The sequence below is a fragment of the Polyangium fumosum genome, assembly GCF_005144585.1.
In the GTDB taxonomy this organism is placed as follows: Bacteria; Myxococcota_A; Polyangia; order Polyangiales; family Polyangiaceae; genus Polyangium; species Polyangium fumosum.
Map to the genome: position 1 here is coordinate 203,418 of NZ_SSMQ01000005.1, position 24,585 is coordinate 228,002.

The 24,585-nt window shown below is 67.9% G+C and carries 25 protein-coding genes; 15 read left to right on the forward strand and 10 right to left on the reverse strand.

All coding sequences use genetic code 11. From position 1 onward, the window contains the following. Nucleotides 1-3 precede the first annotated feature (3 nt). Both E8A74_RS07150 and E8A74_RS07155 read left to right on the forward strand, forming a co-directional pair. Nucleotides 4-276, forward strand: a complete 273-nt coding sequence (locus E8A74_RS07150; protein WP_136928169.1) for a DUF2277 domain-containing protein — start codon at nucleotides 4-6, stop codon at nucleotides 274-276. Nucleotides 277-372: 96 nt separating this feature from the next. Further along, a complete protein-coding gene (locus tag E8A74_RS07155; protein WP_136928170.1) occupies nucleotides 373-1,395 on the forward strand; it encodes a M23 family metallopeptidase in 1,023 nt (340 codons plus the stop codon). 3 nt (nucleotides 1,396-1,398) lie between these two features. On the opposite strand, the gene E8A74_RS51960 is transcribed toward E8A74_RS07155, so the two are convergent. Further along, nucleotides 1,399-3,507: a serine/threonine protein kinase gene (locus E8A74_RS51960; protein WP_170228923.1), complete on the reverse strand. Its 2,109-nt coding sequence runs from the start codon at nucleotides 3,505-3,507 to the stop codon at nucleotides 1,399-1,401. Nucleotides 3,508-3,836: 329 nt separating this feature from the next. Here E8A74_RS51960 and E8A74_RS07165 point away from each other — a divergent pair, with 329 nt between their 5' ends. Beyond that, complete coding sequence (locus E8A74_RS07165) at nucleotides 3,837-4,892, forward strand: NAD(P)H-dependent flavin oxidoreductase (protein WP_136928171.1); 1,056 nt, start codon at nucleotides 3,837-3,839, stop codon at nucleotides 4,890-4,892. Between the two features lie 9 nt (nucleotides 4,893-4,901). Then, nucleotides 4,902-5,735: a hypothetical protein gene (locus E8A74_RS07170; protein ID WP_136928172.1), complete on the forward strand. Its 834-nt coding sequence runs from the start codon at nucleotides 4,902-4,904 to the stop codon at nucleotides 5,733-5,735. 48 nt (nucleotides 5,736-5,783) lie between these two features. Here the strand turns inward: E8A74_RS07170 and E8A74_RS07175 are convergent, their stop codons facing one another. Then, on the reverse strand, nucleotides 5,784-6,431 hold the full coding sequence (locus tag E8A74_RS07175) for a YdeI/OmpD-associated family protein (protein WP_136928173.1): 648 nt from the start codon (nucleotides 6,429-6,431) through the stop codon (nucleotides 5,784-5,786). A 358-nt stretch (nucleotides 6,432-6,789) separates the two neighbouring features. On the opposite strand from E8A74_RS07175, the gene E8A74_RS07180 reads away from it, so the two are divergent. Then, nucleotides 6,790-8,118 (forward strand): hypothetical protein, encoded by a 1,329-nt coding sequence (locus E8A74_RS07180; protein ID WP_136928174.1) that lies wholly within the window; start codon nucleotides 6,790-6,792, stop codon nucleotides 8,116-8,118. Between the two features lie 42 nt (nucleotides 8,119-8,160). On the opposite strand, the gene E8A74_RS07185 is transcribed toward E8A74_RS07180, so the two are convergent. Both E8A74_RS07185 and E8A74_RS51965 read right to left on the reverse strand, forming a co-directional pair. Next, a complete protein-coding gene (locus E8A74_RS07185) occupies nucleotides 8,161-8,865 on the reverse strand; it encodes a tetratricopeptide repeat protein (RefSeq protein ID WP_136928175.1) in 705 nt (234 codons plus the stop codon). A gap of 146 nt (nucleotides 8,866-9,011) precedes the next feature. Beyond that, complete coding sequence (locus E8A74_RS51965; protein WP_170228924.1) at nucleotides 9,012-9,152, reverse strand: hypothetical protein; 141 nt, start codon at nucleotides 9,150-9,152, stop codon at nucleotides 9,012-9,014. 111 nt (nucleotides 9,153-9,263) lie between these two features. Here E8A74_RS51965 and E8A74_RS07190 point away from each other — a divergent pair, with 111 nt between their 5' ends. From E8A74_RS07190 to E8A74_RS51970, 3 genes are all read left to right on the forward strand, one after another. Then, complete coding sequence (locus E8A74_RS07190) at nucleotides 9,264-9,851, forward strand: zinc ribbon domain-containing protein (protein WP_170228925.1); 588 nt, start codon at nucleotides 9,264-9,266, stop codon at nucleotides 9,849-9,851. 72 nt (nucleotides 9,852-9,923) lie between these two features. Further along, nucleotides 9,924-10,547, forward strand: coding sequence for a glutathione S-transferase family protein (locus E8A74_RS07195; RefSeq protein WP_136928177.1), 624 nt, complete (start codon nucleotides 9,924-9,926; stop codon nucleotides 10,545-10,547). 57 nt (nucleotides 10,548-10,604) lie between these two features. Further along, on the forward strand, nucleotides 10,605-10,898 hold the full coding sequence (locus tag E8A74_RS51970; protein ID WP_170228926.1) for a DUF6496 domain-containing protein: 294 nt from the start codon (nucleotides 10,605-10,607) through the stop codon (nucleotides 10,896-10,898). Between the two features lie 3 nt (nucleotides 10,899-10,901). Here E8A74_RS51970 and E8A74_RS07200 read toward each other — a convergent pair whose 3' ends face one another. Continuing rightward, nucleotides 10,902-11,312, reverse strand: a complete 411-nt coding sequence (locus E8A74_RS07200; protein ID WP_136928178.1) for a hypothetical protein — start codon at nucleotides 11,310-11,312, stop codon at nucleotides 10,902-10,904. A 137-nt stretch (nucleotides 11,313-11,449) separates the two neighbouring features. Here E8A74_RS07200 and E8A74_RS07205 point away from each other — a divergent pair, with 137 nt between their 5' ends. The 3 genes from E8A74_RS07205 to E8A74_RS07215 are packed head-to-tail and all read left to right on the forward strand — an operon-like array spanning nucleotide 11,450 to nucleotide 13,123. Further along, the gene (locus E8A74_RS07205) at nucleotides 11,450-11,911 is read left to right on the forward strand and encodes a hypothetical protein (RefSeq protein WP_136928179.1); all 462 of its coding nucleotides are present in this window, start codon (nucleotides 11,450-11,452) and stop codon (nucleotides 11,909-11,911) included. A 9-nt stretch (nucleotides 11,912-11,920) separates the two neighbouring features. Further along, complete coding sequence (locus E8A74_RS07210) at nucleotides 11,921-12,283, forward strand: hypothetical protein (RefSeq protein WP_136928180.1); 363 nt, start codon at nucleotides 11,921-11,923, stop codon at nucleotides 12,281-12,283. Nucleotides 12,284-12,304: 21 nt separating this feature from the next. Further along, entirely contained in the window at nucleotides 12,305-13,123 is an 819-nt protein-coding gene (locus E8A74_RS07215; RefSeq protein ID WP_136928181.1) for a hypothetical protein, read from the forward strand. Nucleotide 13,124: 1 nt separating this feature from the next. Here E8A74_RS07215 and E8A74_RS07220 read toward each other — a convergent pair whose 3' ends face one another. Continuing rightward, entirely contained in the window at nucleotides 13,125-14,279 is a 1,155-nt protein-coding gene (locus tag E8A74_RS07220; RefSeq protein ID WP_136928182.1) for a PAS domain S-box protein, read from the reverse strand. Between the two features lie 212 nt (nucleotides 14,280-14,491). Between E8A74_RS07220 and E8A74_RS07225 the strand changes: the two genes are divergently transcribed. Then, nucleotides 14,492-15,079: a nuclear transport factor 2 family protein gene (locus E8A74_RS07225; protein ID WP_136928183.1), complete on the forward strand. Its 588-nt coding sequence runs from the start codon at nucleotides 14,492-14,494 to the stop codon at nucleotides 15,077-15,079. Between the two features lie 10 nt (nucleotides 15,080-15,089). Here the strand turns inward: E8A74_RS07225 and E8A74_RS07230 are convergent, their stop codons facing one another. Next, entirely contained in the window at nucleotides 15,090-16,145 is a 1,056-nt protein-coding gene (locus E8A74_RS07230) for a hypothetical protein (RefSeq protein ID WP_136928184.1), read from the reverse strand. A 61-nt stretch (nucleotides 16,146-16,206) separates the two neighbouring features. Continuing rightward, nucleotides 16,207-16,995 (reverse strand): class I SAM-dependent methyltransferase, encoded by a 789-nt coding sequence (locus tag E8A74_RS07235; protein ID WP_136928185.1) that lies wholly within the window; start codon nucleotides 16,993-16,995, stop codon nucleotides 16,207-16,209. 48 nt (nucleotides 16,996-17,043) lie between these two features. Between E8A74_RS07235 and E8A74_RS07240 the strand changes: the two genes are divergently transcribed. After that, complete coding sequence (locus E8A74_RS07240) at nucleotides 17,044-17,604, forward strand: pyridoxamine 5'-phosphate oxidase family protein (RefSeq protein ID WP_136928186.1); 561 nt, start codon at nucleotides 17,044-17,046, stop codon at nucleotides 17,602-17,604. Nucleotides 17,605-17,628: 24 nt separating this feature from the next. Here the strand turns inward: E8A74_RS07240 and E8A74_RS07245 are convergent, their stop codons facing one another. Together E8A74_RS07245 and E8A74_RS07250 are read right to left on the reverse strand one after the other, a co-directional pair. Further along, nucleotides 17,629-18,621, reverse strand: a complete 993-nt coding sequence (locus tag E8A74_RS07245) for a tetratricopeptide repeat protein (RefSeq protein WP_136928187.1) — start codon at nucleotides 18,619-18,621, stop codon at nucleotides 17,629-17,631. Nucleotides 18,622-18,686: 65 nt separating this feature from the next. Further along, nucleotides 18,687-19,460, reverse strand: a complete 774-nt coding sequence (locus E8A74_RS07250) for a MerR family transcriptional regulator (RefSeq protein ID WP_136928188.1) — start codon at nucleotides 19,458-19,460, stop codon at nucleotides 18,687-18,689. A 98-nt stretch (nucleotides 19,461-19,558) separates the two neighbouring features. Between E8A74_RS07250 and E8A74_RS07255 the strand changes: the two genes are divergently transcribed. Both E8A74_RS07255 and E8A74_RS07260 read left to right on the forward strand, forming a co-directional pair. Continuing rightward, a complete protein-coding gene (locus E8A74_RS07255) occupies nucleotides 19,559-21,337 on the forward strand; it encodes a vWA domain-containing protein (RefSeq protein ID WP_136928189.1) in 1,779 nt (592 codons plus the stop codon). A 339-nt stretch (nucleotides 21,338-21,676) separates the two neighbouring features. Then, on the forward strand, nucleotides 21,677-24,478 hold the full coding sequence (locus E8A74_RS07260; RefSeq protein WP_232379418.1) for a YncE family protein: 2,802 nt from the start codon (nucleotides 21,677-21,679) through the stop codon (nucleotides 24,476-24,478). Nucleotides 24,479-24,585 lie beyond the last annotated feature (107 nt).

Genomic DNA, 24,585 nt, shown 5'->3' on the forward strand with positions numbered 1-24,585 from the left:
ACCATGTGCCGGAACATCAAGACCCTGTTCAACTTCGAGCCCCCCGCCACCGAGGAGGAGATCCGCGCGGCGTCGCTGCAGTTCGTCCGCAAGCTGAGCGGCTTCAACAAGCCGTCGCGGGCCAACGAGGCGGCATTCGAACAAGCCGTGGAAGACGTCACCGCCGCGGCGCGCGCGCTGATGCAATCCCTCTCCACGACGGCGGAGCCACGCGATCGCGAGGTCGAGGCCGAAAAAGCGCGGGAGCGCTCACGGCAGCGGTTTCACCGCGATTGAATATTTTTCCTTCTTTTGCCATAACGCCCCGGACAGGAGGCGCAGGCGTCGTGCTCTCGCCTCGTGCCCGTCCACGGGCTCTGGCACGATGCCCTCATGCGAATCACCGCTCTCCTCGCCTGCACCCTCGCCCTCACGGCATGCGAGCGCGGTGGTCCTTCGGGATCGCCCGCAGATTCGACGGCAGCGCCGCCTCCCAGCGCGGCCGCGCCGGTTGTCTGGACACCCCCGTCCGCCTCGACCGAGCCCGCCGCCGCAGCGCCCACGGCCAGCGCGAGCGCGGCTCCTTCTGCGGCCCCGGCCGCGGCGAGCGCCGAACCTTCGGACGCAGGCGCAAAGGACGCCGCCCCGCTCGCCGATCCGAGCCGCCTCACGCTCGAAGGGCGCGCCGTGCAAGGCGGGCTCCTCCGCGCGAAGCTCGACGGGAAATTGGGCAAAATGGCGTTCCCCGGGCATCGGGCCATCGTCAGCGACGAAGGAGACTTCTTGATCGCGTTCGGGCGCAACGCCCCGAAGCAGGAGAAGATCACCATCACGTTCGAGGACGGTCAGGTGCTCGAACGTGTGTTCGACGTGGAACAACGCACGTTCGAGACCGACAAGATCGACAACCTGCCGAAGGACATGGTCGAGCTCGACATGCCCACGCGGGTCAAGCTCACGCAGGCCGAGCAAAAGCTCGACGCGGTTCGCAAGAAGTACACGAAAAAGACCTGCTTCAAGGAGCCGTTCATCTGGCCCTCGAAGGGAAAGGTCACCTCGCGGTACGGGCAGCCGCGCGTGCTCAATGGCACGGACGGCGGGATCCACTGGGGCGTCGATATCGCCGTGCCCACCGGGACGCCGGTGCGCGCGCCGGCCTGCGGGACGGTGGTGTTCGCCGAGAAAAACCTCCCGCTGAGCGGCGATACGCTCATCATCGACCACGGGCAGGGTTTGACGTCGACCTTCATCCACCTGAACGGCTTCGCCGCCAAGGTGGGGGACGAGGTGAAACAGGGTCAGACCGTCGCGCGCGTGGGGATGACCGGCCGCACGAACGGGGCGCACCTCGATTGGCGCATGAACTTCTTCGAGGTCCGGATCGACCCCGAGCTTTTGGTCACCTCCGAGAAATGACCGTCACCGCCTCGGGAACCGCGTCCGGAGGTCGTAAATGACCTTTTCGATGTTCGGGTTCTGAGGAAAACACGCGCGCCCGAGCGTCTCCAGCACGAGGCGCGCGCGGAAGTCGCCGTCCTTTTGCGCGCGGTCGAGCAGGGTGAGTTTGTCCACGCACGGGGCAGTCCGCAAGTCGAGCGCGATGCGCATCGCCGGCGACGCCTTCGTGAGCCGCGTCTCGTCCTGCAGGAGTTTTCCGGAGGCCACGGCGATCGGCGCTTTTCCTTGTCCCTCGACGAACGCGTAGAGCATGTCGAGCCCGTCGCTCCCGAGGTCGTTCGCGAAGAACTCGAGGAGCTCCGCGTCCGCGTTCTCCCGCGAGAGCTGAATGGCGAGGCCCTGCACGAGCTGCGAGAACTCGCGATCCTTGAACGCCTCGGGCGCGCCTTTGCCGAGATCGATCACCACGCGGCTCGCGCCCCTCCAGTCCTGGTACCGGAATGCGTCCTTGAATTTCCTCTTCGCGCCGTCGATGGCCTCCGCCGACATCGTGGACGCGGGGACCGCCGCGGATGCCGAGGGCTCGGGCGCGGCCGACGCCATCGCCGCGGGGGCGGCCTCGATCGCCGACGGCGCCGGCGTGGCTGCGGACGCGGTCGGCTTGGGCGCGGCCGTCGCTGTCACCGTCGCTTGCGGCGCGACCGGCGTCGTCGCATTCTGCTTTTGCATCACGAGGGCCGCATACGCCGCGCCGCAACCGAGCGCCACGCCCACCACGATGGTGAGCACGGTGGACGCCTTCGACTTCTTCTTTCGAGCGGGCGACGTCGGCGACTCCGTGAGTTCGATCGCGTCGGTCGCCGGCGGCTCGACCACCCTTTCCTTTACCGGTTCGTCGGGCAGCGGCTGCGCCAATGGCAGAATCGGCTTCGGCATGGACGCCGCCGGCTTCGACACGGGCGCGTCCGTGCCTTCCGAGGGCAACGTCGGCGCGGCCGGCCTTTGCGACGGCGCCGGCGGCTTTTGCGACGATGTCAGCGCGGGCGGCCTTTGCGACGGCACGGGCGGCCGCATCGAGGGGACCGACGTGCGCATGCTCGGCTCGCCGTCATACCCTTCGCTCATCGGGGCCACGTCGTCCTCGCCTTCGGCTGGAGGGCCCATCTCCCGCAATGCCTCGTCGATGGCTCCCGCGAGCTCGAACCCCGACTGATATCGATTGTCCGGCTGCTTTTCGAGCAGCTTCCGCACAACGGCTTCGAGGGGCGCCGGCACCGTCACGCCCGGGCAACGGTCGGAGATCGCCGGGGGCGGCTGGAAGCGGTGCTGCATGAAGAGCTCGACGGGGTTCACCGCTGTGAACGGGTGTTTGCCCGAGAGCATCTCGTAGAACATCAGGCCGAGCGCATACAGATCGCTGCGCGCGTCCACCGCGTCCATGCCGTCGGCGGCCTCCGGCGAGAGATACGCGATCGTACCGAAGATCGTGCCGGCCACGGTCAGGGTGCCGTACTCGTCTTCGTCGCCGATCGAGGCGCGCGAGTCTTGCCGCTCCCTGTCGCCCGCGGAGAGCTCGTTGACCTTCACCTTCGCGAGGCCGAGATCGATGATCTTCACGGTCTCAGCCGGACCGTCGACGATCATGATGTTGCGGGGCTTGAGGTCGCGGTGGACGATGTCGAGGCGGTGGATCGCGTCGAGGGCCGAGGCGAGCTGCCGCGTCAGGCGCGCGGCGCGGCGCGGCGGGAGCGGGCCGTCTTGCAAGAGCTGATTGAGCGTCTTGCCCTTGACGTACTCGAGGACGAGGAAGTAGCTCCCGTCCGGCAGCTTGCCGAAATCGGTCGCGCTCGCGACGTTCGGGTGCTGGATGTGCGCGCCGGCGATCGCCTCTCGCTCGAAACGCTTGACGAGCTCCGGGAGGTTTTCCGTCTCCGGGTGGAGGATCTTGATCGCGATGCGCTTCTTCAGCAGCAGATGCTCGCCGCGGTAGACCGCGCCCATCCCGCCCATCGCGATGAGCTCACGGATGCGGTACCGATCCGAGATCACGCGATCGATCAGGCCGCGTGCGCGGTCCTGGGCCGCCCGGTCCGCCTGCGATGTGCCGCCTTGGGGTTGCTTGGAGGTCATGTCGGGGAGCGAGATCGCGCGTGGGGAGCGACCTCGGAGGTCGAGGTCGAGGATACGGTACCTGCTCGACGCGCGGCCGCCTAGAGGGATCGAGGTAGGGTGACCGCCTCGAACGATCCCGCGGCGCCGGGAGGCTTCTCGAGGAGCGCTGGTCGGCCTACCATCGAGCCGCTCGCCCCGCGCCCCCGCGACCTCCAAGCACAGACCCGACGCCCAGATTGCGAACGCGGGGACGTGCCCAAGAAAAAGCCCGAGCCAAAGCCACTCGAAGCACTCCAGGTATGCTCGCCGGACGAGCCCAAGGGTTGAGGGAACACGGAAGGGGAACCATGCGCATCCGCGATTTGCTGGGAATCGAGCTCGACATTCTCCAGGCCCCCATGGCCGGCGCCCAGGGGAGCCGGCTCGCCATCGCCGTCTCCAATGCGGGCGGGCTCGGCGCCCTCCCCTGCGCGACGCTCGGCCCCGACGCGTTGCGCCGCGAGCTCGAAGCCCTCCGCAGCGGGACGAGCCGGCCCTTCAACGTGAACTTTTTCTGCCACACACAGGTCACGCCGAGCCCCGCCGAGGAGGCCCGCTTCCGGGAAAAACTCGCGCCGTATTACGAGGAGCTCGGCCTCGACCCGAACCTCGCGCCCGCGGGCGCTGGGCGCGCGCCGTTCACGCACGACGTCGCCGACATCGTCGCCGAATTCGCGCCGCCCGTGGTCAGTTTCCACTTTGGATTGCCAGCGGCCGATTTGCTGGCGCGGGTCAAAGGTTGGGGCGCCAAGGTTCTCTCGTCGGCCACGACCGTGGAAGAGGCGCGCTGGCTCGAAGCCCACGGCGCGGACGTGATCATCGCCCAAGGCCTCGAAGCGGGCGGACACCGCGGCCACTTCCTCCGATCGGACCTCACCGAGCAAATGGGCACGTTCGCGCTCCTGCCGCAGATCGTCGACGCAGTGAAGGTCCCGGTGATCGCGGCCGGCGGCATCGCCGATGCCCGCGGCGTCCGGGCGGCGATGGCGCTCGGCGCGGCCGGCGTGCAGATCGGGACCGCTTATCTCCTCTGCCCCGAGACCGATACGAGCGCCGTGCATCGCGCCGCCCTGACGAGCGCCGCGCGCCATCACACCGCCCTCACGAACCTGTTTTCGGGGAGGCCCGCGCGCGGAATCGTGAATCGGCTCATGCGCGAGCTCGGCCCCATGAGCCCGGACGCGCCGCCATTTCCGTGGGCAGTCGCCGCCGTTGCGCCCTTGCGCGCCCGGGCCGAGCGCAATGGCAGCGGAGATTTCTCGCCTCTCTGGGCCGGTCAGAATACGAGCCCCCTCGCCGAGGTCGACGCCGCCACCTTGACGCGCGCGCTCGCTCCGCTCGACGCCCACCGGGAGATCGGATAGCCTCGAATCATGCAAAACAGAAGCGTTGGTTCGATTTTGCGTGCGCCTCGGCGTGCAGGCATTTTCCTCGCGGCCGCGGCGCTCGTGTCGTGCTGGAGCTCGCTCGCGGCGGCCGAGCAGTTCGTCGTGGTCGACGAGACGTACGAGCACACGGCCGACATGCCGGACTCCCATTACCGCGTCGAGCCGCGCGCCGGATCGCCCTCGAACTGGAAGAGCCCGATCGATTACACCACGAGCACGGCGCACATGCACCTCGAGGTCTACACGAAGCCGACGGAGACGCCCACGCGTTTCCAGGCCTGCTTCGAGGCGCAGCCGACGTATGCATGCGTCGGGCAGGCGCCCGCCTACACGACCGTGGGCGTCTACGACTGGGCGACGAAGTTCTCGGATTTCTGGTCGCCGCCCGGCACCGCCGTCGACTGGAGCCTCGGGTCGGGAAAAATTGCGCTCATCCTGAAGGACACGCAGAACGGGAAGCCGTCGGCGGACAACGTCGGTGCCGAGACGGCCGCACAGTACATGCCCACGAAGGTGCGGTTCGTCGTGACGATCGTCTCCGCAGGGAGCACGTACGTGCCGCCCGCGCCGGTGGAAATGGACGCGGGTGTCCCCGACGACGCGGGCGCGGGCTCGTCCACGGGTGCAGGCGGCAATGGGGGGAGCGGCGGCAACGGCGGCAGCAATGGCGGCACGGGTGGCGATCCGGTGAACATCCATCCGGTGAACGACTCGGGATGCTCGCTCTCGACGACGAATGGCGCCGCGCAAGGTGCCTGGCTCCTGCTCGTGGCACCGGCACTTCTCGCGATCCGGTCGCGCCGCAAGCGGTCCCGGTGAATCGACATCGTTTTCGGGCCTTCCGCACCGCCGCGGCCCGAAGGCGCCTCAGGGGTGGAGCTTTTCGTGCTTCGCCAGCATCTCGACGAATTGCGTGATGCGCTTCTGACGCGTCTCGGCTTTCTTCGCAGTCTGGATGCGGAACAGGACGGCGTAACGGTTCGTCGCGTTGAGCGTTGCGAAGAACGCGGCGGCGCGAGGGTTTTTCGCCAGGGCGTCCGAGAGATCGGGAGGTACGGTCGCGCGGCTCGGAGAATCATAGGCCTGGTCCCAGCGGCCGTCTCGTTTCGCGCGCGCGACCTCCGCGAGGCCCGACGGCTGCATCTGCCCGGACGCGATGAGGGCCAGCGCCTTCTCGCGATTGATCTTCGACCAGATGCTCTTGGGTCCGCGCGGCGTGAACTTCTGGAGCCACGCCCCCTCGTCGAAGCTCTTCTTCTGCCCGTCGATCCAGCCCCAGACGAGCGCGACTTCGAGCGCCTCCGGATAGGTGACCGACGCGACGCCGGAAGCCTTCTTCGCGAGCTTGAGCCACACGCCGCGCGACGACGCGTGGTTCGAGGCGAGCCAGGTCGACCACGCGCGCGGATGCTCGAACGCGACGATGGGCGCTTCCCCCACGGGGGTCGCCTTCGCTGTCGTTTTCTTCGGCGCCGTCGTTTGGGCCGTCGTCTTTGTCGTTCCGGTCTTTTTCATGCAAATCGTCCCGCTCCCACGCGCAGCGCTCCGACTCTACAGGAGGCCGGGTTTGGAGGACAAGACCTGGCGGGTGAATCAAGGATGGCCTTCCGCAGGGCGGTCGACTAAATTCGTGGCGATGCCTGCGGTTCGAGCCTCGACGATGTCCGCGCTGCTCCTTACCGCCGTATCGTGCGGGAAGCCGCCGACAACGGCGGGCCCGCGTACGCCGGCCTGGAACGAAGCTCCCGCCGCGCCGACCTCCGCGGAAGCGCCCGCTCCGGCGAAGCCCATTCCGGAGGCCGAGCGTCCGTACGGCCCGCTGTCGATCACGGCGAGGGTCGCGGAGACGCCATGGGCCGAGAGGAAACGCGCGATGCGGCGGAATGAAGAGCGGCGCGTCGACCTCGCGGCCATGCGCGAAGACATTGCGGCACTCTCCACTGCCATCGACCTCTTTTTCATTCCGCGCACGCCCGATCGAAAAGAAGCGCTGGCGTTCGAGCAGCACCACTTCGGCTTGCTCCTGAAGCTCGCACCTTATGCGGTGGACAGCACCCACCACGCCCTCCTCTCGATCGGCGAGCGCGTAGGCTTCTGCGCGCGTCCGCCCGACGAGATGTGGCATTGCGATCCGTACTTCACCCCGCGGCCGGCCGCCGATCCGACGAGGGCGCCTTACGAGGTCAGCGTCGCGCCGTCGGGCATTGCAACCCTCACGATCCGCGACCTTTCAAATGCCTACGATCCTGCATGGGCGCGGCTCTCGACCGACCTCACGCAAGGAACGCGCGCGAGCGGCATCGTGATCGACATGCGTGCGGCGTGGGGCCACGATCCTCGGCCGCTCCTCCCGTGGCTCGAAGGTCTCACGGGACGCTCGCCCCTCGCACCTCTCCGCGAGATCCGCCGCGCACCCGCGCTGACACGATACGTCGATGCCTATCGAGCGAAATATCGTGCTGAATCGCGGGATCCCGCTCCATGGCAGGCGCTCCTCGGAACACCCTCCACGACGAGCGCCTCGGCGCCCCCGCCGATCGCGGTGGTGGTCGGGCGGCATTGCGAATCGGCGTGCGAGCTCGTCGCCCGCGTGCTCGAGACGTATGCGGGTGCGTCGGTCGTGGGCGGCGTGGGCAGGAGCGGCCGGCTCCACCACGACGAACCGGCGATGCTGACGCTCCCGCACTCGCGCATCGACGTGTATTTCCATGCGACCGAGTACCTGCTCTCCTCCGAGATCGAGGCGAAGACGGGCCCGACGCACGCCTGGCGCTCCCTCGGGGCCGATCCGGTCGATTTCGATGGAACGGCGTACGCGACCCGGGAAGTTGAGATGCGCATCAAGAACCCCGCCGGGTGGCCCACGCGTTGTGATGAATATCGCGGCTACCCGCAGAAGGAAGCGCTCCCCGAGCCATTCCGGAAGAAAATCCAGGGCGCGTTTTCCCTGAACGACCCGCGTTGCAGCGAGGGCTCGCTTTCGATCACCGGCACGACGGACCTCCCGGCCAGCGCGGTGCGCCGCTTCGTCGAGACCTGCCCGCCGCCGACGCCGATGCTCGGGAGCTACGTGCTAGGCCAATTCAACATGAGCTCCCCCGCGAAGGACCCGTTCGTCGTCGTGTCCAGGCTGGCGCAGAGCGACGTCGTGCAATCGATCCGGATCCAGTGCGCACGTCCTCCGGAGCCCGACGGAAGATGACTCCTCAGCGCGTGGCGCAGGAGAGGCTCGAATCGTTCACGTTTATTTGATTTTGTCACGCTCCTTGCACGCGTCCTCGTCGCCTTCCTGGCAGCCACGGTCATACAACTTGCGCGCCTTCTCCGGATCCCGCGCGACCCTGTCGCCCTCCGCGAACGCCTTCGCCGCCGTGTTGCAGCCTTGCGTCGCGCCTTGGGCGCAGGCGCTTTCGTAAAAACGAATCGCCGCCGGCCAATCCGCCGTGACATGGCGACCTTCCTCGTAGGCCATGGCCACGTGCAGGCACGCCGTGCTCACCTCGCCCTCGCAGGCTTTTTTGTAGAGCTCCATCGCGCGCCCGACATCACGGGGGACGCCCATTCCCTGGATGTACATCACCCCGAGGCCGTTGCAGCTCGGCGCATATCCGCCCTGGCATCCCTTTTCGAATGCCGCGAACGCGCGCTTGTTGTTGTCCCCCTCCTTGTCCTTCGGCGTCATCAGGGCGAGTCCGAGCGCATGACAGCTCGCAAGCTCGTTTTTCTGGCAGCCTGCCTCGTGCGCCGTGATCTCGCCGGCATCCTTGCCATTGCCGGCGCCGTGAATGAACACCATACGGCCCTTCTCCGACGCCGCTTCGGGCGCGGGCGGCGGAGGCGCGGGCAGCGGAGGCGCGGACGGTGAAGGCGCGGACGGCGGGGAAGGGTCCGCACCGCAGCCGATCTGCAGGGCAGCCGCGGAGAACAGGAGCAGGAAGCGCAGGGGCACAACCGTGAATCTACCAACCCCCGGGTCGCGGGGAAAGAGGCGCCGGCAGGAATCGAGGCTTCACATTTTGGAGCAAACTTTCGCACACGTTGCCCTGATCCTCCCCCGACGGCCTCGCCGAGGGTCTGTCCGGCTGGCGGCTTCAATCATTCGGGCACGACCTCGTAGCCCGGGGCATCGGCGCCCGTGACGTGCGGGGGTGGCTCGTCCGCGCAGCCCGCGCCCGCGACGAGGCTCCCGAGGAGCAGACCTCGACGGCGGGGACCATCTCCTGCTTGTGAAGTCAAGGCATCCTCGGTACGCTCTTCCGCGCTCCGCGCCGCATGGATGGCGCGGGGAGGGCGACGCAAGCCGGTGCTTGCGCGCTTTTTCGCGAATCCCCCGAGGGAGGTTGGTGCGTGTTCTGTCCGACCTGTGGTACGCCGAACGTCGATGGCGCGCCCACGTGCATCAAGTGCGGCAATCACCTTCAGGGAGCAGCTCCGCCCCCGGGGTGGGGCGCGCCGCAAGGGTATCCGGGCATGCAGCAAGGGTATCCGGGCCCGCAGCAACAAGGATGGGGCGCCCCTCCGCAGCAGCAGGGATGGGGGCCGCCTCCGCAAGGGTTCGGGAACTACCCGGCCCCCGCGCAGTTTGGCCTGGTGCCCGCGGCGTACAACGGGATGGCCGGCCCGAAGGGCACGACGCGGGATCCCGTGATGGTCCTCGTGTTCAGCTTCTTTTGCTTCTACGGCGTCTACGTCGCGTGGGCCATGCTGAGCGAGCTGCAGGCCTACACGCAGGACGACAACTTCAAGCCGTGGAAGATCTTCATTCCGATCTACAACCTCTTTTTCTGGCACAGCGAGGTGCCGGAGCAGGTCAGCAAAGCCAAACGAATGGCAGGCTGCCCGAACCCGTACGCGAACGGGTTTTACGAGCACGCCAACGTGGCGCTCTACTCCCTCGCCAAGGACCTGAACGAGGTCTGGAAGTGCAGCCCCTAGCGCGCCGCTCCACGCCGCGCGCGATTTTGCGCGGCGCTTGCATCGACGGTCGATCCGCGCGAAGACGCGCCCATGTTGACGATTTACGGATGCAAGGGGTGCGGCTCGGTGGTGGTCGAGGCCGCGTGTGAGCTCCTCGGTGAAACCTACGAGCGCCGGGAGGTCGAGCCCTGGACACCCGGCCCTGCGCTCGACGCGCTGCGCGCGCTGAACCCCCTCGCGCAGGTGCCTACGGTCGTGCTCCCGGACGGCCAGGTCCTCACCGAGAGCGCGGCCATCCTCCTCTGGCTCCTCGAACGCCACCCGCAGACGCCCCTCGCCCCGCCGCCCGGCGACCCGAAAAGGCCGGCATTTTTGCGCTGGCTCGTCTATTTCGTGTCCAGCATCTATCCGATGTACACCGTCGGCGATTTCCCCGCGCGGTGGGTGAAGGACGAGGGCGCGCAAACCGAGCTCAAGGCGGCGACCGTGCAGCGGACGCTCGATTGCTGGCGCTCGCTGGAGCAGGGGATCTCGCCCGGAACCTATTTGCTGGGGGAATCCATGACGATCCTCGACGTCTACGCGGCGATGATCTCCCGCTGGCGCCCCGGGCGCGAGAAGATCCGCGACGTCGCGCCGCGCTGCATCGCCGCGGCGGAGCGGGCCGAGGCGCACCCGGTCGTGGCGCGTGTCTTCACGCAGTTTCCGGTATGAGCGGGTAGAGCCTTGCCGCCGCCGACGCCGGGCCCCACGCGATATGCGGAGGCTCCCATGCCCGAGAAAAAGACCATCGAGCGAGCCCGGCGGGATCAGCGCGAGGGCAAAGCACCCACCACGCAGGCCGGCGAGTTTGTCCGCGAGGAGATCGAGCACGTCAAGGAGGGCAAACACGGGGTGAAAAACCCCCGGCAGGCCATTGCGATCGCCCTCTCCAAAGCGCGCCGCGCCGGCGTGGCCGTGCCGCCGCCCGCCCCCGGCAAAGCCAAGGAGCGAACGCGGCGGCAAGCGAAACGTGACCTCGAAAAAGGGAAACAAGAAGGCCCGCTCCGCAAGAAGGCGGCCTGACGATCACGCGATCGCCGCCCGGCCCTCCGCTCCCCGCGCGCCTGCGCCGATCCGCGCGCTCCGGAGCACGCCCACGGACACCACCAACGCGACCAGGGTCAAGAGCAGCCCGCCCAACGTCCCGGGTCGCCCGGCCTCCTTCAGGCCCGTGAGCAAGATGCGCGTGACGTCCGCGTCCGGCGCGCGCGCCGGATCTTCGAGGAAGGACAGCACGGCGCCGACGTTCGTCCACACACCGACGATCGTGGCGATCACCGTCGTCGCGGAGAGGGCCGCGGTGAACGCGAGTTTGCCGCGGTCGGGGGCCGCCGCATATCGCACGGCCGCGCCGAGGGCCGCACAGCCGGCCGCGAGAACCATCCACATCCCGAATCCACCCTCGCACATGAACTGAACCAGGCTGAAACCACTCATGGCTCGCTCCTCTCGTTTCATTCCGGACAGCTTCTTCGCCGTCCTTTCATGAGCAGAGAACCCGCGCCCCCGGCAGGCGTGACAGGGCGTGGTCGATTTTTTTTCGAGGCGTCGGGACGTGGTACGATGCGGACACGATGCCGGGGGGTGAGGCGATGACGGGCAACGAGCAAACGTTCACCATGGCCGTGGAGAACCCCAGGAAGACGGCCATCGCCTTCTCGCTGACCATCGATCCGCTCGAACACATCACGGGCGACGTGGCGGGGCTCGTCGCGAATTTCGTCTTCGAGTTGCTCGGGATGTTTTTCGCACGGTCGATCGCCTCGAAGGCCAACATGGCCGTCATCGAGATGGTCACCGACGTGATGGAGCATGACGGGGACCGCCAAGGCCCGCTCGGCGTGCGCGTCCGGATCGAAGGCGACACGCTCGAGATCACCATCGCGGGCCCGGACGTCTCCACGCGCTTCGAGCGGATCGCGAACGCCGAGGACCCGCGCAAAATGCTGGCCGATACCGTGTACAAACAACGCGTCGGCAAGGCGGAAGAGGGCCTCGGGCTGATGCGTCTTATCAAGGCCTCGAAAAAGGGGTAGCCTCGAATCATGTCGATCGATCCGGCCCGTCTCGCACGCATCCGGGCGCGTCTCGTCGCCGCGGCGGCCATCACCACGACGGCGGCCGGCTGCGCGAAGCCGATCATCAACGATCGGATGAGCGGCCCGCCCGAGGAGACGATCAACGAGCCGCCCCGCGAGGAGCAACACCCGATCAACGATCGGATGAAGGAGCCCCCCGCGGCCCCGACGGCGGACCCCACGCAGCCGCAGCCCGACGCGACGACGCCCCCCGGCCAGAGCCCCATCGCGCCCCATCACGTCAACACGCCGAAACCCGCGGACGGCGGCGCCAAGTTCAATCCGCCGGATCCCGGCCAGACGATCAACACGGCGCCCGACCAGCGCTGACCCCAAAAACCCCGGGCCCCCATGCGAACGCCGGTTCCTCTCGGCACCACGGTGCGCCTCTTCGGCACGCTCCACCGTCGCATGCTGGATCGTGGCTACGAGGTGCCGCCCTGGGATCGTTTGAGGGCCGACGATCTCGACGCCGAGGACGTGGAAATCGCCCGGAGCGCGTGGGCCGCGCGGACGGTCGCCGAGTACCGATCGATGATCGTGTTCGGTGAGCTCATCGCGCGGTTCGGGGAGGTGGGCCTGCCCCTCGAAGTGACGACCGCCGCGTCGCGCCTGCTCTCCGACGAGGCCCGGCACACCGAGCTCTGCGCGCGCGTGGCCGACGCGCTCGGCGGGCACGACGGCGTTGCTTTGAAGCCCAACGATCTCCGCTTGCACCGCAACGACCTGCCCGCCCACCTCTTCGTGGCGCGCTGGACGACGTCGATGTTCTGCGTCGGCGAGTCGGCCTCGGTCGCCATTCTGCGGGTCCTCCTGGCCCACGCGAAAAACCCCTGCATCGAGGCGGTGCTCCGGATCCTGCTCCGCGACGAGATTCTGCACGATCGCTTTGGCTGGGCGCTCGCGCGCCTCGTGCTGCCGCGGCTCACGGACGACGAGCAGGAATGGCTGGCCGCCGACCTCGCGCACACGTTCGCCCACTACGATCGCGCGCACGGCGCCTCCGATTCGGATACGGGGGACGCGGTTCTCCGCGGGGACCTCGGCCTCGCGCCCGCGCGCGCCCGCAGCGACGCTTTCCACCACCGAATCGACACGGTGATCCTCCCGTCGCTCGCGGGCCTCGGCGTACCCGCCTACGAGGCCTGGATGCTGCGGTCCGAGGTCTGAGTCACTTTCCGCGCATGCAAATCTTGATGGCGTCGCGGAGGTTCGAGACCGTCCGCGCGCCGGCGAACCCTGCGCCGAGCGAGATCAAGGTCTGCGCCACGGCCGGCCGAATGCCCGTTACGATGCTCTGCGCGCCGAGGAGCTGGATCGAGCGAATGATCCGCACCACGTGGTCGGCCGTCGCCTCGTCGACGCTCTCCACGCCGGTCAGATCGAGGATCGCGTAGGTCGCCGCGTGCGCCACGACGGCGGAGAGCATACGCGCGGTAATCTCGGACGCGCGCGCCTCGTCGAGCGTCCCCACGACGGGGAGCGCGAGCACGCCGTCCCATACCTGGATGATCGGCGCCGACATCGCGTGAATGGCCGAGCGTTGCGCCTCGATGATCGCGAGCTTCTCTTGCAGCTCGAGCTCGCGCCGCTTGAAATCGTCGATGTCCTGGAAGGCCCCGACCAGCCGGATCACCTTTCCGTCCTCGAACACCGGATGCCCCGAGGCGCGCACCCACAGGCGTCTTCCCGTGGCTGTGAGGATTTGCAGTTCGAGGTCGTACGCCTCTCCCCGCATGCAGCCCTCGACTGCGGCTGAAATGACGGGGATCGCCTCGGGCGTGTAGAAATGGATGGCCGTCTCGATGACCGGCCGAAACCCCGCCGGCACCTCGTGGATGCGGTACGTCTCCTCGGTCCAGTAAAGGTCTCCGGTCCGGTTGTCGACCTCCCAGCCGCCGACCCGGGCCGTCGCCTGCATCTTTTGAAGCACCTCCTCGCGCCGTCGGGCCGCGTCCGTGCTCTCCTGCGCGTATACCTCGCGCCCGATCACGTAGATTGCTTTGTCCTCGGTCACGCGCCGGAGCGAAAGAGTGACCGCCCGGGCGCCGAGGTCGCGATGCAGCAGCCGTTTCGTGATCCGGAGCGTCGCGTCGCCCTCCCCGTCACCCTCGAAAAAGGCACGCACCTCGGCTGCGTCGTCGGGGTGCACGAGCATCGAGAACGACTGCCCGAGGAGCGCCTCCTTCACGTATCCGAGCACGTCGCGGAATGCCCGGTTCGCCTGCACGAAGCGTCCCCCCCGATCCAGCACAGCGAGCAAGTCGCCGGAGGTCTGGAAGAAGCGCTCATAAGAGAGCGCGCGTACGTCTAGGACGGTTTCCATGCGTCGATGGACATTGCGCCGACGGGAGAACCCTTGTCAATCGAGGCGTATCGAAGCCGGCCTAGATGTGCGCTGCGCGTCGCACGCAAGTCCGCCAGCCGTTTGACGCACGCGAAAACGGGAAGCGCGCTCTCAGAGAATGGCGCTTGTGTCGCGCACAGAAACGGAGTTATGTGGAAAACTCGGGGCATACGTTCCTAAAGGAGGCCCATATGACCAAGACCTCATTTGCATCCGTAGGTCGGCGCGCGAAGGTAGCTCTCACGGTGGCCGGGGCAGCGGCGGCCGTGGCGCTGTTTGCAGGATTCATTACCCCCACCCCGAACGGGTGGAAACTCGCGGCCGAGCTGGAAATCGCAAAATTGCCGGTTTGTTACGCGCTCGGGACCGACGCGATCGGGCGCGGGGACCTGCAGGCCGGCAAGAACATTTACGCCCCCTGCTTCAAGAGCGACGCGGAGCTCGCGGTCTATTTCCCCGGGACCCCCTTCAATGGTCCGCCGAGTTCCACGGCGATCGGCGCGAACGCCTGGGCCGATTTCGTCGAAGGCGTGTTCACCACGAGCGGTTACACGTCGACGCAACACCTCATCGGCAGCATCGACATCAACGTGATCGACGAGGACGAGGCCACGATGACCTCCTACCTGCACGCGACGCACGTCCTGCCCAACGGCACGATCGACGTGGCCAACGGCACCTACGAGGACGAGGTCATCCGCGTCAATGGCACCTGGAAGATCAAGCGCCGCACGCTGAAGCTCATTACATTCTTGAACCTCGGCACGCCCACCCCCTGAACATCGCCTTTCAAGGCGCGGGGAGGGGCGGCGTCGCGGCGCCGACCGGCTCGGCGTGGACCCGCGTGTGCACGACGCGCCGCCGCCTCGCTCCGATGTTGGTGACATCGAAATCGAACTGGAAGCCAATCATGATGGCGTCCGGGGGCAGGTGGGTCGTCATGGGGCTCGACAACCGATCGTCACGCACGCCGGGGAGCGTGACGATGCTCGTGTTGCCACCCATCAGGGTGGGTCGGGGATTCGAGACGACGTCCTTCGTGCCGGCGGGCAAGACGAGCTGGCTCTTCACGCTGACGAACACACGCCCGCCGCCGGCGAAGGCGGTCGGCATCGGGAACACGCGGCCCGCGAATTGATCTTTTACGGCGCGAGCAATTCGCTCCCATTCTTTTCGATCGCCGCCCTTTGCCACGACGACGTCGACGGTGGCAATTTGCCCGCGTGCGTCGAGCGTGAGGAGGAACGTGCTGTCGGATTCGGGGGGCGTACTCGAAGACCGGACCTGCTCCGTGACGGCCGACGCGAGCGTCCCGGCCGCGGGGAATCTCGCCTGCTCGGCGCTCCCGGCGAGGACGGCCTGCGCCGTGGGTCGAATGGGCGCGGGCTTCGGCGCCGCCTCGCGGGGCATGGCGCCCGGGACCGCCCATACCGGCGGACCGGCGAGCGCCGGGAGGGCGCCTCCGCGCGGGGGTTCGTCCGGGGGGCCGTCGTAATCGGAAGCGCCGGCCGGGGGCGGTGCAGGACTCGGGGAAGACCCCGAATTCGGCTCGGGCGGCGCGGACGTCTGCGAGGTCGTACGACGCGGAAGGACCGCCACGCGGAGCGCGGGCTCGGGAGCCGGCGGGGGCGTTTCCAGGGCGCCACGCGGGGGCTCCGAGGACGCGGCGGGCTCGATCGGGCGGAGGTCGACCCAAAGCTCGGGGGCCCGCTCGAAGGCATGCCCGATCGTCGACAGTTCGAGGGGGCGGGGCGGGACGGCGCGCACGAGCAGGAGCCCCGCCGCGTGCAAGGCGAGCGCGGCGAGCAGCGAGAGCGGAATCCGGCTGCGTGCGGTGGGGCTCAAGGTGGATGATCCGTGCGTTGCAGGAGCCTGCCCGCGTATTCACGCGGGCGCAAGGATCCCGTTATCGAAAGGCCTCCGTCGCGGCCGTGATGCGCCGCACCCCCATCGAGCAGGGCAGCATTCCGTCCGGCCGCAGGAGGGCCTGCCAATCTGCGCGCAAGGCCTCTTCGAGGACCGACACGCGGGCGGGCACCATTCGAGTGACGTCGTACGTCTCCCGGAACAGGGCGAAAACCTCGTCAGGCGTGCCTGACAGATCGACGTGGATGGGCTCGATCCGCACGTTCACGAAAGGCTGGAGCAGCTCCCGGAGCCCCTCTTCGCTGTAGGTCCGAGGGTCACCGATCGACGGCCCCTCGAAGGGCTCTTCGCGGAGGCGACGCACGAGCATCGTCCACGCATCCTCGTTCGGCGCCGCGATGCGGCCGCCCACCACGGCCGCGAAGGTCCCGCCGGGCCGCAAGACGCGCCGCACCTCGGCGAGGACCTCCTCCACGGGGCGCATCAACATGAGCGCGAGGTGGCACGTGACGAGGTCGAACGAAGAGTCCTCGAATGGAAGTGCCTGCGCTCGCCCCTGGACGAGAATCGCCTCCAGCCCGAGACGCGCGCGCGCCGCCGCGAGCTCGCCTTCGCTCATATCGATCCCCACGGCGCTCTGGATGCCGTGGGATCGAAGCAGCGAGAGCAACGCGCCGTCGCCGCACGCGAGATCGAGCACGCGATCGCCCGGCCGCGCGTGGTCGGCGAGCCATTCGTAGGTCGAGGGTTTTCCGCGGAGGAACGCGCGCGACGTGGCCCCGGGGCGATCGTCGTGCCAGCGCCGAAGCCAGATTTCGGAGGGATCCATGGCCGTTACGTACCATGGAGCGCGCGGAGTCTGCTACCCTCGTCGGCCGTGGGAAAACTCTATGACAGCCTCGATGACGAGCTCATCGAGTTCATCCAGCGACAACACGTCTTTTTCGTCGCCACGGCGCCGCTCACCGGCGACGGCCACGTGAACCTCTCGCCCAAGGGCTACGATACCCTGCGCGTGTTCGGCCCGCGCACGCTCGGGTACCTGGATTTCGCGGGGAGCGGCGTCGAGACGATCGCCCACGCCCGCGAGAACGGGCGTATCGTGCTGCTCTTTTGCGCCTTCGAGGGCCCGCCGCGCATTTTGCGGATCCACGGCCGCGCCGAGGCCTTCGAGCCGGACGACCCGCACTTCGCCGCCCTACGCGAGCCCTTCGGCCCGCCGCGCGTGAACGAACGGGCACTCCTGCGCATCGAGGCGACGCGGATCGCGACGTCGTGCGGCTATGGCGTGCCCCTGTACGAGTTCGTCGGGGAACGTACGCAGCTCACGGATTGGGGAGAAACCAAAGGGGCCGAGGGGATGCGGCAGTATATGGAAAAGAAAAACATGACGAGCCTCGACGGGCTGCCGGGGCTCCACCTCGGCAAGCCCCGTTGATCGGTCCCTGGAAAGCGAAATAGCCTAGCCGAGGCGCTCCCGCGCGAGCGCCGCCGTATACGACTCGGGATCCCGCTCGGTCACGAGCCGCCATACTTCGGCCGCCCGCTCGGCCCGCCCGAGCGACGCGAGCGTATCGCCCCACGCAAGCAGGCCATCCCCTCCCTGTCCGCGGAAAACATGCCGCGCGCCTTCCTCGAACCGCGCGAGCGCCTCTTCGAAGCGGCCCTCGCGCGCTGCGATCCGGCCGAGCAAAAAAAGCGCATTGCGCCGCGACGACGCGCGCTGCGCGACCGCATCCCCGCGGAGAACCGCGCGCCGCGCAGCCTCAGGGTCCCCCTCGGCGAGGCGCACGAAGGCCTCGGCGAAATGGTATTCGCTCCGGAAATCGTCGGGGAGATCATTCTCACACGCGAGTTCGAGCAGGGCGCGCGCCTCCTCGGCGCGCTCCTGCGAGGCGAGCACCCACGTCCCGTGCAGCGCCGCTCCCGTGCGGGCGAGCGCGTCGCCGGTGTCGAGGGCCCGCCGTGTATGCGCGAGTGACGCCTCCCAGCGGCCGAGGTTCGCCAGCGCTTCGGCCTCGTTGATGCATAAAATGGCGTCGTTCTGCGCGAGCGACCACGCCGCGCGACGCGAAAGCGCCCGCTTGTAATACCCCGCGGCGACATCCACGCAGACGAGCAGGTTCACGACATAGAGGGCGAACTCGCCGCTCGGCTCCTCGAATACGGGGATGTCGTCGATCGCGCGGCAAGCCTCCTCCACCCGGCCCGCGTAATAGAGCGCCATCGCGATCTCAGCCTGCACGTAGGCCGCGGGCAGACGGCCGCTCGACGCCGCGAGGAGCAGCCTCGACGTCGTGAACCACCCGCGGCCCCGTGCCTGCCGCGCATACGAGCTCAGCTTGGCCGCGGCCTCGTACGAGATGAGCCGATCCCCCACGAAGGCCCCGGCCGCGACGAGCCCGACAAAGAGCCAGGCCCCCAGAAAGAGCTCGTAAAACCCATTCTCGTCCATGCTTCGCCCCGCGAGGGGGCGCCAGGGTACGGCAGGACGTGCGGCCGGGACAAGCTATTTTTTCATCAGGCGCTCGTGCCCCTCTTTCGCGCGGCCTGCGCCCGGCGCACGTAATCGTAGAGCGCCGGGTCGTGGCCCTGCTGCGCCGCGAGGCCGGGCTCGTTCTTGTACATGGTTTCGAGCGACCGGCGAATCTCCGGGTTTCCCCCGGTGAACATCTCGACGAGCTCCATCCAGCGCCCGGCGAGCGCCTGCACGGCCGGATCCTCCGGCGGCGTGCCCTTCTCCATTTCCGCGCGGACCTTCGCGATCAGCGCCGGCCATTCCGCCTGCACGGCCTGCATCGCCTCCTCGCCGAACGCCTGCCGCCGCGCCTCGAGCTCCGCGAGCTGCTCCTTCGTGTAGTATTTCTCGATCATGTTCATCACCTCGATGGTCTTCAAAAGTTCGTCGGCCGATACGCGCTCGCTCTTGGCGAACCAGGCGGCGAGCGCCTCCAGGCGGCCGAGGAGCTTCCGGGTGAGCTCCATTTGTTCTTGCAAACGCGTGATGTGCATGTGGACGATGGAAAGCGGCGAGACGTCGGGCCGCGCGAGCAGGGCCCGGATCTCGTCGAGCGACATGCCGAGCTGCCGCAGCGATAAGATCTGCTGCAGCCGGGCCACGTCCCCCTCCCCGTACAGCCGATACCCCGCCCGTGAATGGTCGGACGGCGAGAGGAGCCCAATCTCGTCGTACCAGTGGAGCGTCCGGATGGACGTCCCCGTGGCCTTCGCCAGCTCTCCCACCTTCCACGCGCGCTTCTTCGCGCCCTTGTCCTTGCGCTCTCCAGCAGCCACGAACGGGACTCTAGGCCCTCACGCGACGTGAGGGTCAAGAGGCCCCGCGAAAAAAAGGAGGGGTAGTCGGGCCGCCACGGCCCGAGGTACCCTTTGCCATGATCTCCCGCATCCTCCTTGGCTCCCTCGCGCTCCCTCTCCTCGCCGTTTCCCTCGCCGCGTCGTGCAGCGGCAATGGCGGCAGTTCCTCCGCCTCCTCGAACGCCACCGCCTCGGGCGGCACGGGCGGCTCCGGCGGCACGGGCGCCGACCCCGGGACCGGCGGGTTCGTCTCCGTCGGCGGCTCCGGCGGCGGCGGGCCCGACGTCTGCGACCCGCCCGACGTCCTCGTCGTCCTCGACAGGACCCTCACGATGCACAAGACCCCGGAGGGCGGAACCCCGGGGGACGGGCCCGATTACAAGAGCTCGAAATGGTTCCAGGCGATCACGGCCGTCGAGCAGCTCGTCGCGCCGCCCCTCGACAAGGGCATTCGGTTCGGCGTCGAGCTCTGGCCCAAGGACCCGGGCGGCGGCGCCTGCATCACCCTCGCCGAGCGCGTGCTCAATACGAAGCAGGCGACGAACCCGGCCTGCCAGGAGGGCGAGGTCCTGATCACCCCGGGCCTCGATCAGGGCACGGCCATTCAAGCCCTCCTCGATCCGGCCACCACCACGCTCTGCACGAGCACGCCCACCGGCAATGCCCTGCTCACGGCCGAGCAGCACCTCCAGGGAATCGCCGTCCCCGGGCGCGAGCAATACGTCGTGCTCGTGACCGACGGCGCGGACTGGGACCAATCCTGCCCCGAGCCCAATCCCTTGCCCATCGCGCAGGCCCTCATGAAGAAGGGCATCAAGACGTACATCGTCGGCTTCTCCGCGACCGGCGACATCCAGCCCGGCGGCGTCGGCGCCGAGTTCCTCAACAACATGGCCTGCGCCGGCGGCACCGCGAAGGGGTTCCCGGCCTCCTGCACCGACGACGGCAATGGCAACTATACGTCCACCGATCCCACGGGCGCGCCGCTCTACCTCAAGGCCGGCAACGCGGCGGAACTCGCCCTCGCGCTCAAGTCGATCGGCGGCAAGCTCTGCTGCAATTGCGGCGACACTTGTGATCCCCCCGAAATCCTCATCGCCCTCGACCGCACGCTCACCATGCACAAAACCCCGAACGGCGAGACGCCCGCGGATGGGCCCGATTACGCGAGCAGCAAGTGGCACCAGGCGGTCACCGCGATCGAGAAGATGGTGGCCCCGCCCCGCGACGCGCACGCGCGGTACGGCCTCGAGCTCTGGCCGAGAGACCCTGGCGGAAACACGTGTATCACGCTCGCGGAGCGGGTCACGGACACCAAGCAGGCGACGAACCCATTCTGCGAGAACGGCGAGATCGTCGTGCCCCCGGCCCTCGGCACCGGCGCCGCCATCCAGCAATACCTCGATCCGGCCACCACCCGCCTCTGCATCAGCACGCCCACGGGCCAGGCCCTCTTCACGGCGACGGACCACCTCCTCAAGAGCGTCACGCCTGGCCGCGACCAATACGTCGTCCTCGTGACCGACGGCGCGGACTGGGACCAATCTTGCCCCGATCCGAACCCGCTGCCCATCGTACAGCAGCTCGCGGCTTCGGGGATCCGCACCTTCGTGGTCGGCTTCTCCGCGGAGGGCGCCATTCAGCCGGGCGGCGTCGGCGCCGCGTTCCTCAACGACATGGCCTGCGCGGGGCAGACGGCCAAAGGGTTCCCGACGGGCTGCCAGGAGGGACCGGGCGGTTTCGTCGCCAAGGACCCGAACGGGGACGTCCTCTACCTCCAGGCGAGCGACGCCGCGGGCCTCGACAAAGCGCTCTCCGGCGTGGCCGACGACCTTTGCTGCGACTGCGTCAAATGACGCAGGGCCGCCGGACGGCCCTCCCTCCCTCCTTCTTATCGACATCGCCTGAGCCCCCTCGCGGTCCCACGGACCCGAGTTCAGCAGAAGCAGAATCCACCCATCCCCCTCCAGGCGAATTTCTCGGTTCGCCTCGGAGATGGCGTACGCGCGTCGAAAATTCGTCATCATGCAATTGACTCAAATTGCTCTTGAAAGGCGAACCCATTTATGTAGGATACACTTGGGCTCGGCATTTGCTCATGCCCGGATCGCACGATCGCACCTGGCGAACGTGATACCTCCTTTTGTGCCGATGGGACGATCTCGGTTGGATCGCCCCATCGAGAAAGAGGCCCCATGTCCACGAAGCTCCCTCCGGGCGAACGGCATTCCCCTTCACAGGAGAGCGAGGCGCGCACCCCGATTTTGCGTCGCCGCGTCGGAGCGGCTCTCGGTTTTGCGGCCGCGCTCGCGACGCTCGCGGCGCCGGCAGCGGCCGAGGCCTCTTCTTTTGCGCTCTTCGAGAGTGGTCAGGTACGACCCCTCGCTCTTTCTCCGGATGGGAGCCGGCTCTATGCCGTCAACACCCCCGACAACCGCCTGGAGATTTTTCACGTCACGACCCTCGGCCTCATCCATCTCGGCTCCGTCACGGTGGGCCTCGAGCCCGTCGCGGTCGCGGCGCGGAACAATGACGAGGTGTGGGTCGTCAATCACCTCTCCGATAGCATCAGCGTCATCGACGTGAAGCCCGGCCTTGCGCCGCGCGTCGTACGTACGTTGCTCGTCGGCGACGAGCCGCGCGACATCGTCTTTGGCGGACCCGGCAAGAACCGCGCGTTCATCACGACGGCCCACCGTGGTCAGAACGTTCCTTTCGACCCCCAGCTCACGACCCCTGGCATCGGCCGGGCCGACGTATGGGTCTTCGACGCGGCGAACCTCGGCCCGAACACGCTCGGAGGCGCTCCGCTCAACATCCTCACGCTGTTCACGGACACGCCGCGCGCGCTCGCCGTGAGCCCTGACGGGTCGCGCGTGTATGCCGCCGGATTCCATACCGGCAATCGAACGACGTCCCTTCACCGGGACCTCGTGGCGCAGCTCGGCGGCCTGCCGGCGCCGAGGGTCGATTCGGACGGTGTGAAGCAGCCGCCCACCGCGCTCATCGTCAAATTCGACGGACAGCATTGGGTCGACTACGACGGGGACACCTGGGACGGGGTCGTCAACTTCACGCTCCCCGACAAGGATGTCTTCGTCATCGACGCCGCGGCGAACCCGCCGGTAAAGCTCCCGGGCGCGTCGGGCGTGTATTCCGGCGTCGGCACGATCCTCTTCAACATGATCGTCAACCCGGCGAACGGAAAGGTCTACGTCACGAATACCGAGGCGAACAACCTCCAGCGGTTCGAGGGCCCTGGGACGTTCGCCGGCTCGACCGTGCGCGGCCACCTCCACGAGTCCCGGATCTCGATCCTCAAAAATGGCACCGTGAGCTCGCGGCACCTCAACAAGCACATCGATTACAACGCCCCCGTCGCGCCGCTCCCGAACGCCACGAACGCGAAGAGCCTCGCGACCCCGGTCGGAATGGCCATCACGCAAAACGGCCAAAAGCTCTACGTCGCGGCGCTCGGATCGAGCAAGATCGGCATCTTCGACACGGCGCAGCTCGAAAACGACACCTTCGTCCCGAGCGCGTCGAACCACATCGTCCTCGACGACGGCGGCGAGCCCGTGGGACCCACGGGCCTCGTGCTCGACGAGGCCCGCAATCGCCTCTATGTGCTTACGCGCTTCGACAACAAGATCGCGGTCGTGAACCCCACGACGAAAGCCGTGCTCGCGCGCGTCCCGATGTACAACCCCGAGCCCCCGAGCATCACCGAAGGCCGCCCGTACCTCTACGACGCCCGGTTCAGCTCCAGCAACGGCGAGTCGTCCTGCGCGAGCTGCCACGTCTTCGGCGACTTCGACAGCCTCGCCTGGGACCTCGGCAATCCGGACGAGACCACGATCCCCATGCCGGGGCCGGTCGCCCTCGCGTTGCCGGAGTTTTTCGAAACGTTCGACAACCTCGACGCCCTCAAGGGCCCCATGACCACGCAGAGCCTGCGCGGAATGGCGAACCACGGCCCGATGCACTGGCGCGGCGACCGCACCATGGGCAACGCCGAGCCGAGCGCCCAGCCGAACGACGGCACCTTCGACGAGCGCGGGGCCTTCGCGACGTTCCAAGGCGGATTCGTCGGCCTGCTCGGGCGTACCCAGCCCATTCCGCCCGACGACATGGAGGCATTCACGGATTTCGTGCTCCAGATCATGTATCCGCCGAACCCGATCCGGCACCTCGACAACTCGCTCACGCCGGATCAACAAGCCGGACGCGACCATTTCTTCACGCCCGACGCCGCCATCCTGGCCTGCGAGGACTGCCACCGGCTCGCCCCCGACGCGAACGCCGCGTTCGGCGAGCCATTCCCGGGTTTCTTCGGCACGGACGGGCGGTACGTCCTCAACGAGGTCCCGCAGCCGATGAAGGTCCCGCACCTCAGGAACCTCTATCAAAAGGTCGGGATGTTCGGCATGCCCGCGGTGCCGTCGATTCTCCCGGGGCACAACGAGCTCACGGGCGATCAGGTCCGCGGGTTTGGCTTCCTCAACGACGGCGCCGAGGACACGATCTTCCGCTTCATGCACTCGCCCGGGTTCGACCTCCTGAGCGGCTTCAGCCCGAACGGGTTCGACGATCGTCCCGGCGGCGACGGCGATATCAAGCGCCGCCAGGTCGAGCAATTCCTCCTCGCGTTTGATTCCAACCTCGCGCCGATCGTCGGCCAGCAGGTCACGTGGACGAGCCACAACGGCGCCGCGGCGAGCGGGCGCCTCGACCTCTTCCTCGCGCGGGCGGACGAGGGCGAGTGCGACGTCGTGGCGAAGATGCGATTCGGGCTCGAAGAAATCGGCTTTTTGTACGTCGGCGCGAGCCAGTTCGTCTCGAGCCAGCCCTCGTTCGGCCCGCTCTCGCGGGCCATGCTCGTGCTCGTCGCGAACCTCCTCCACACCGAGCTCACCTTCACCGCCGTCCCCCCTGGCTCCGGCGAACGAATCGGCATCGATCGCGACGACGACGGAATCTGCGACGGCTACGAGTGAATGCAGCACCGCCGCGTGGGACCGTTGTAGCACAAACTACACCGAGCCAACCACGCGGCGTACCTCCCAGGATCCAGCGTCGACCCAATGACGAGGACACAGCGGCA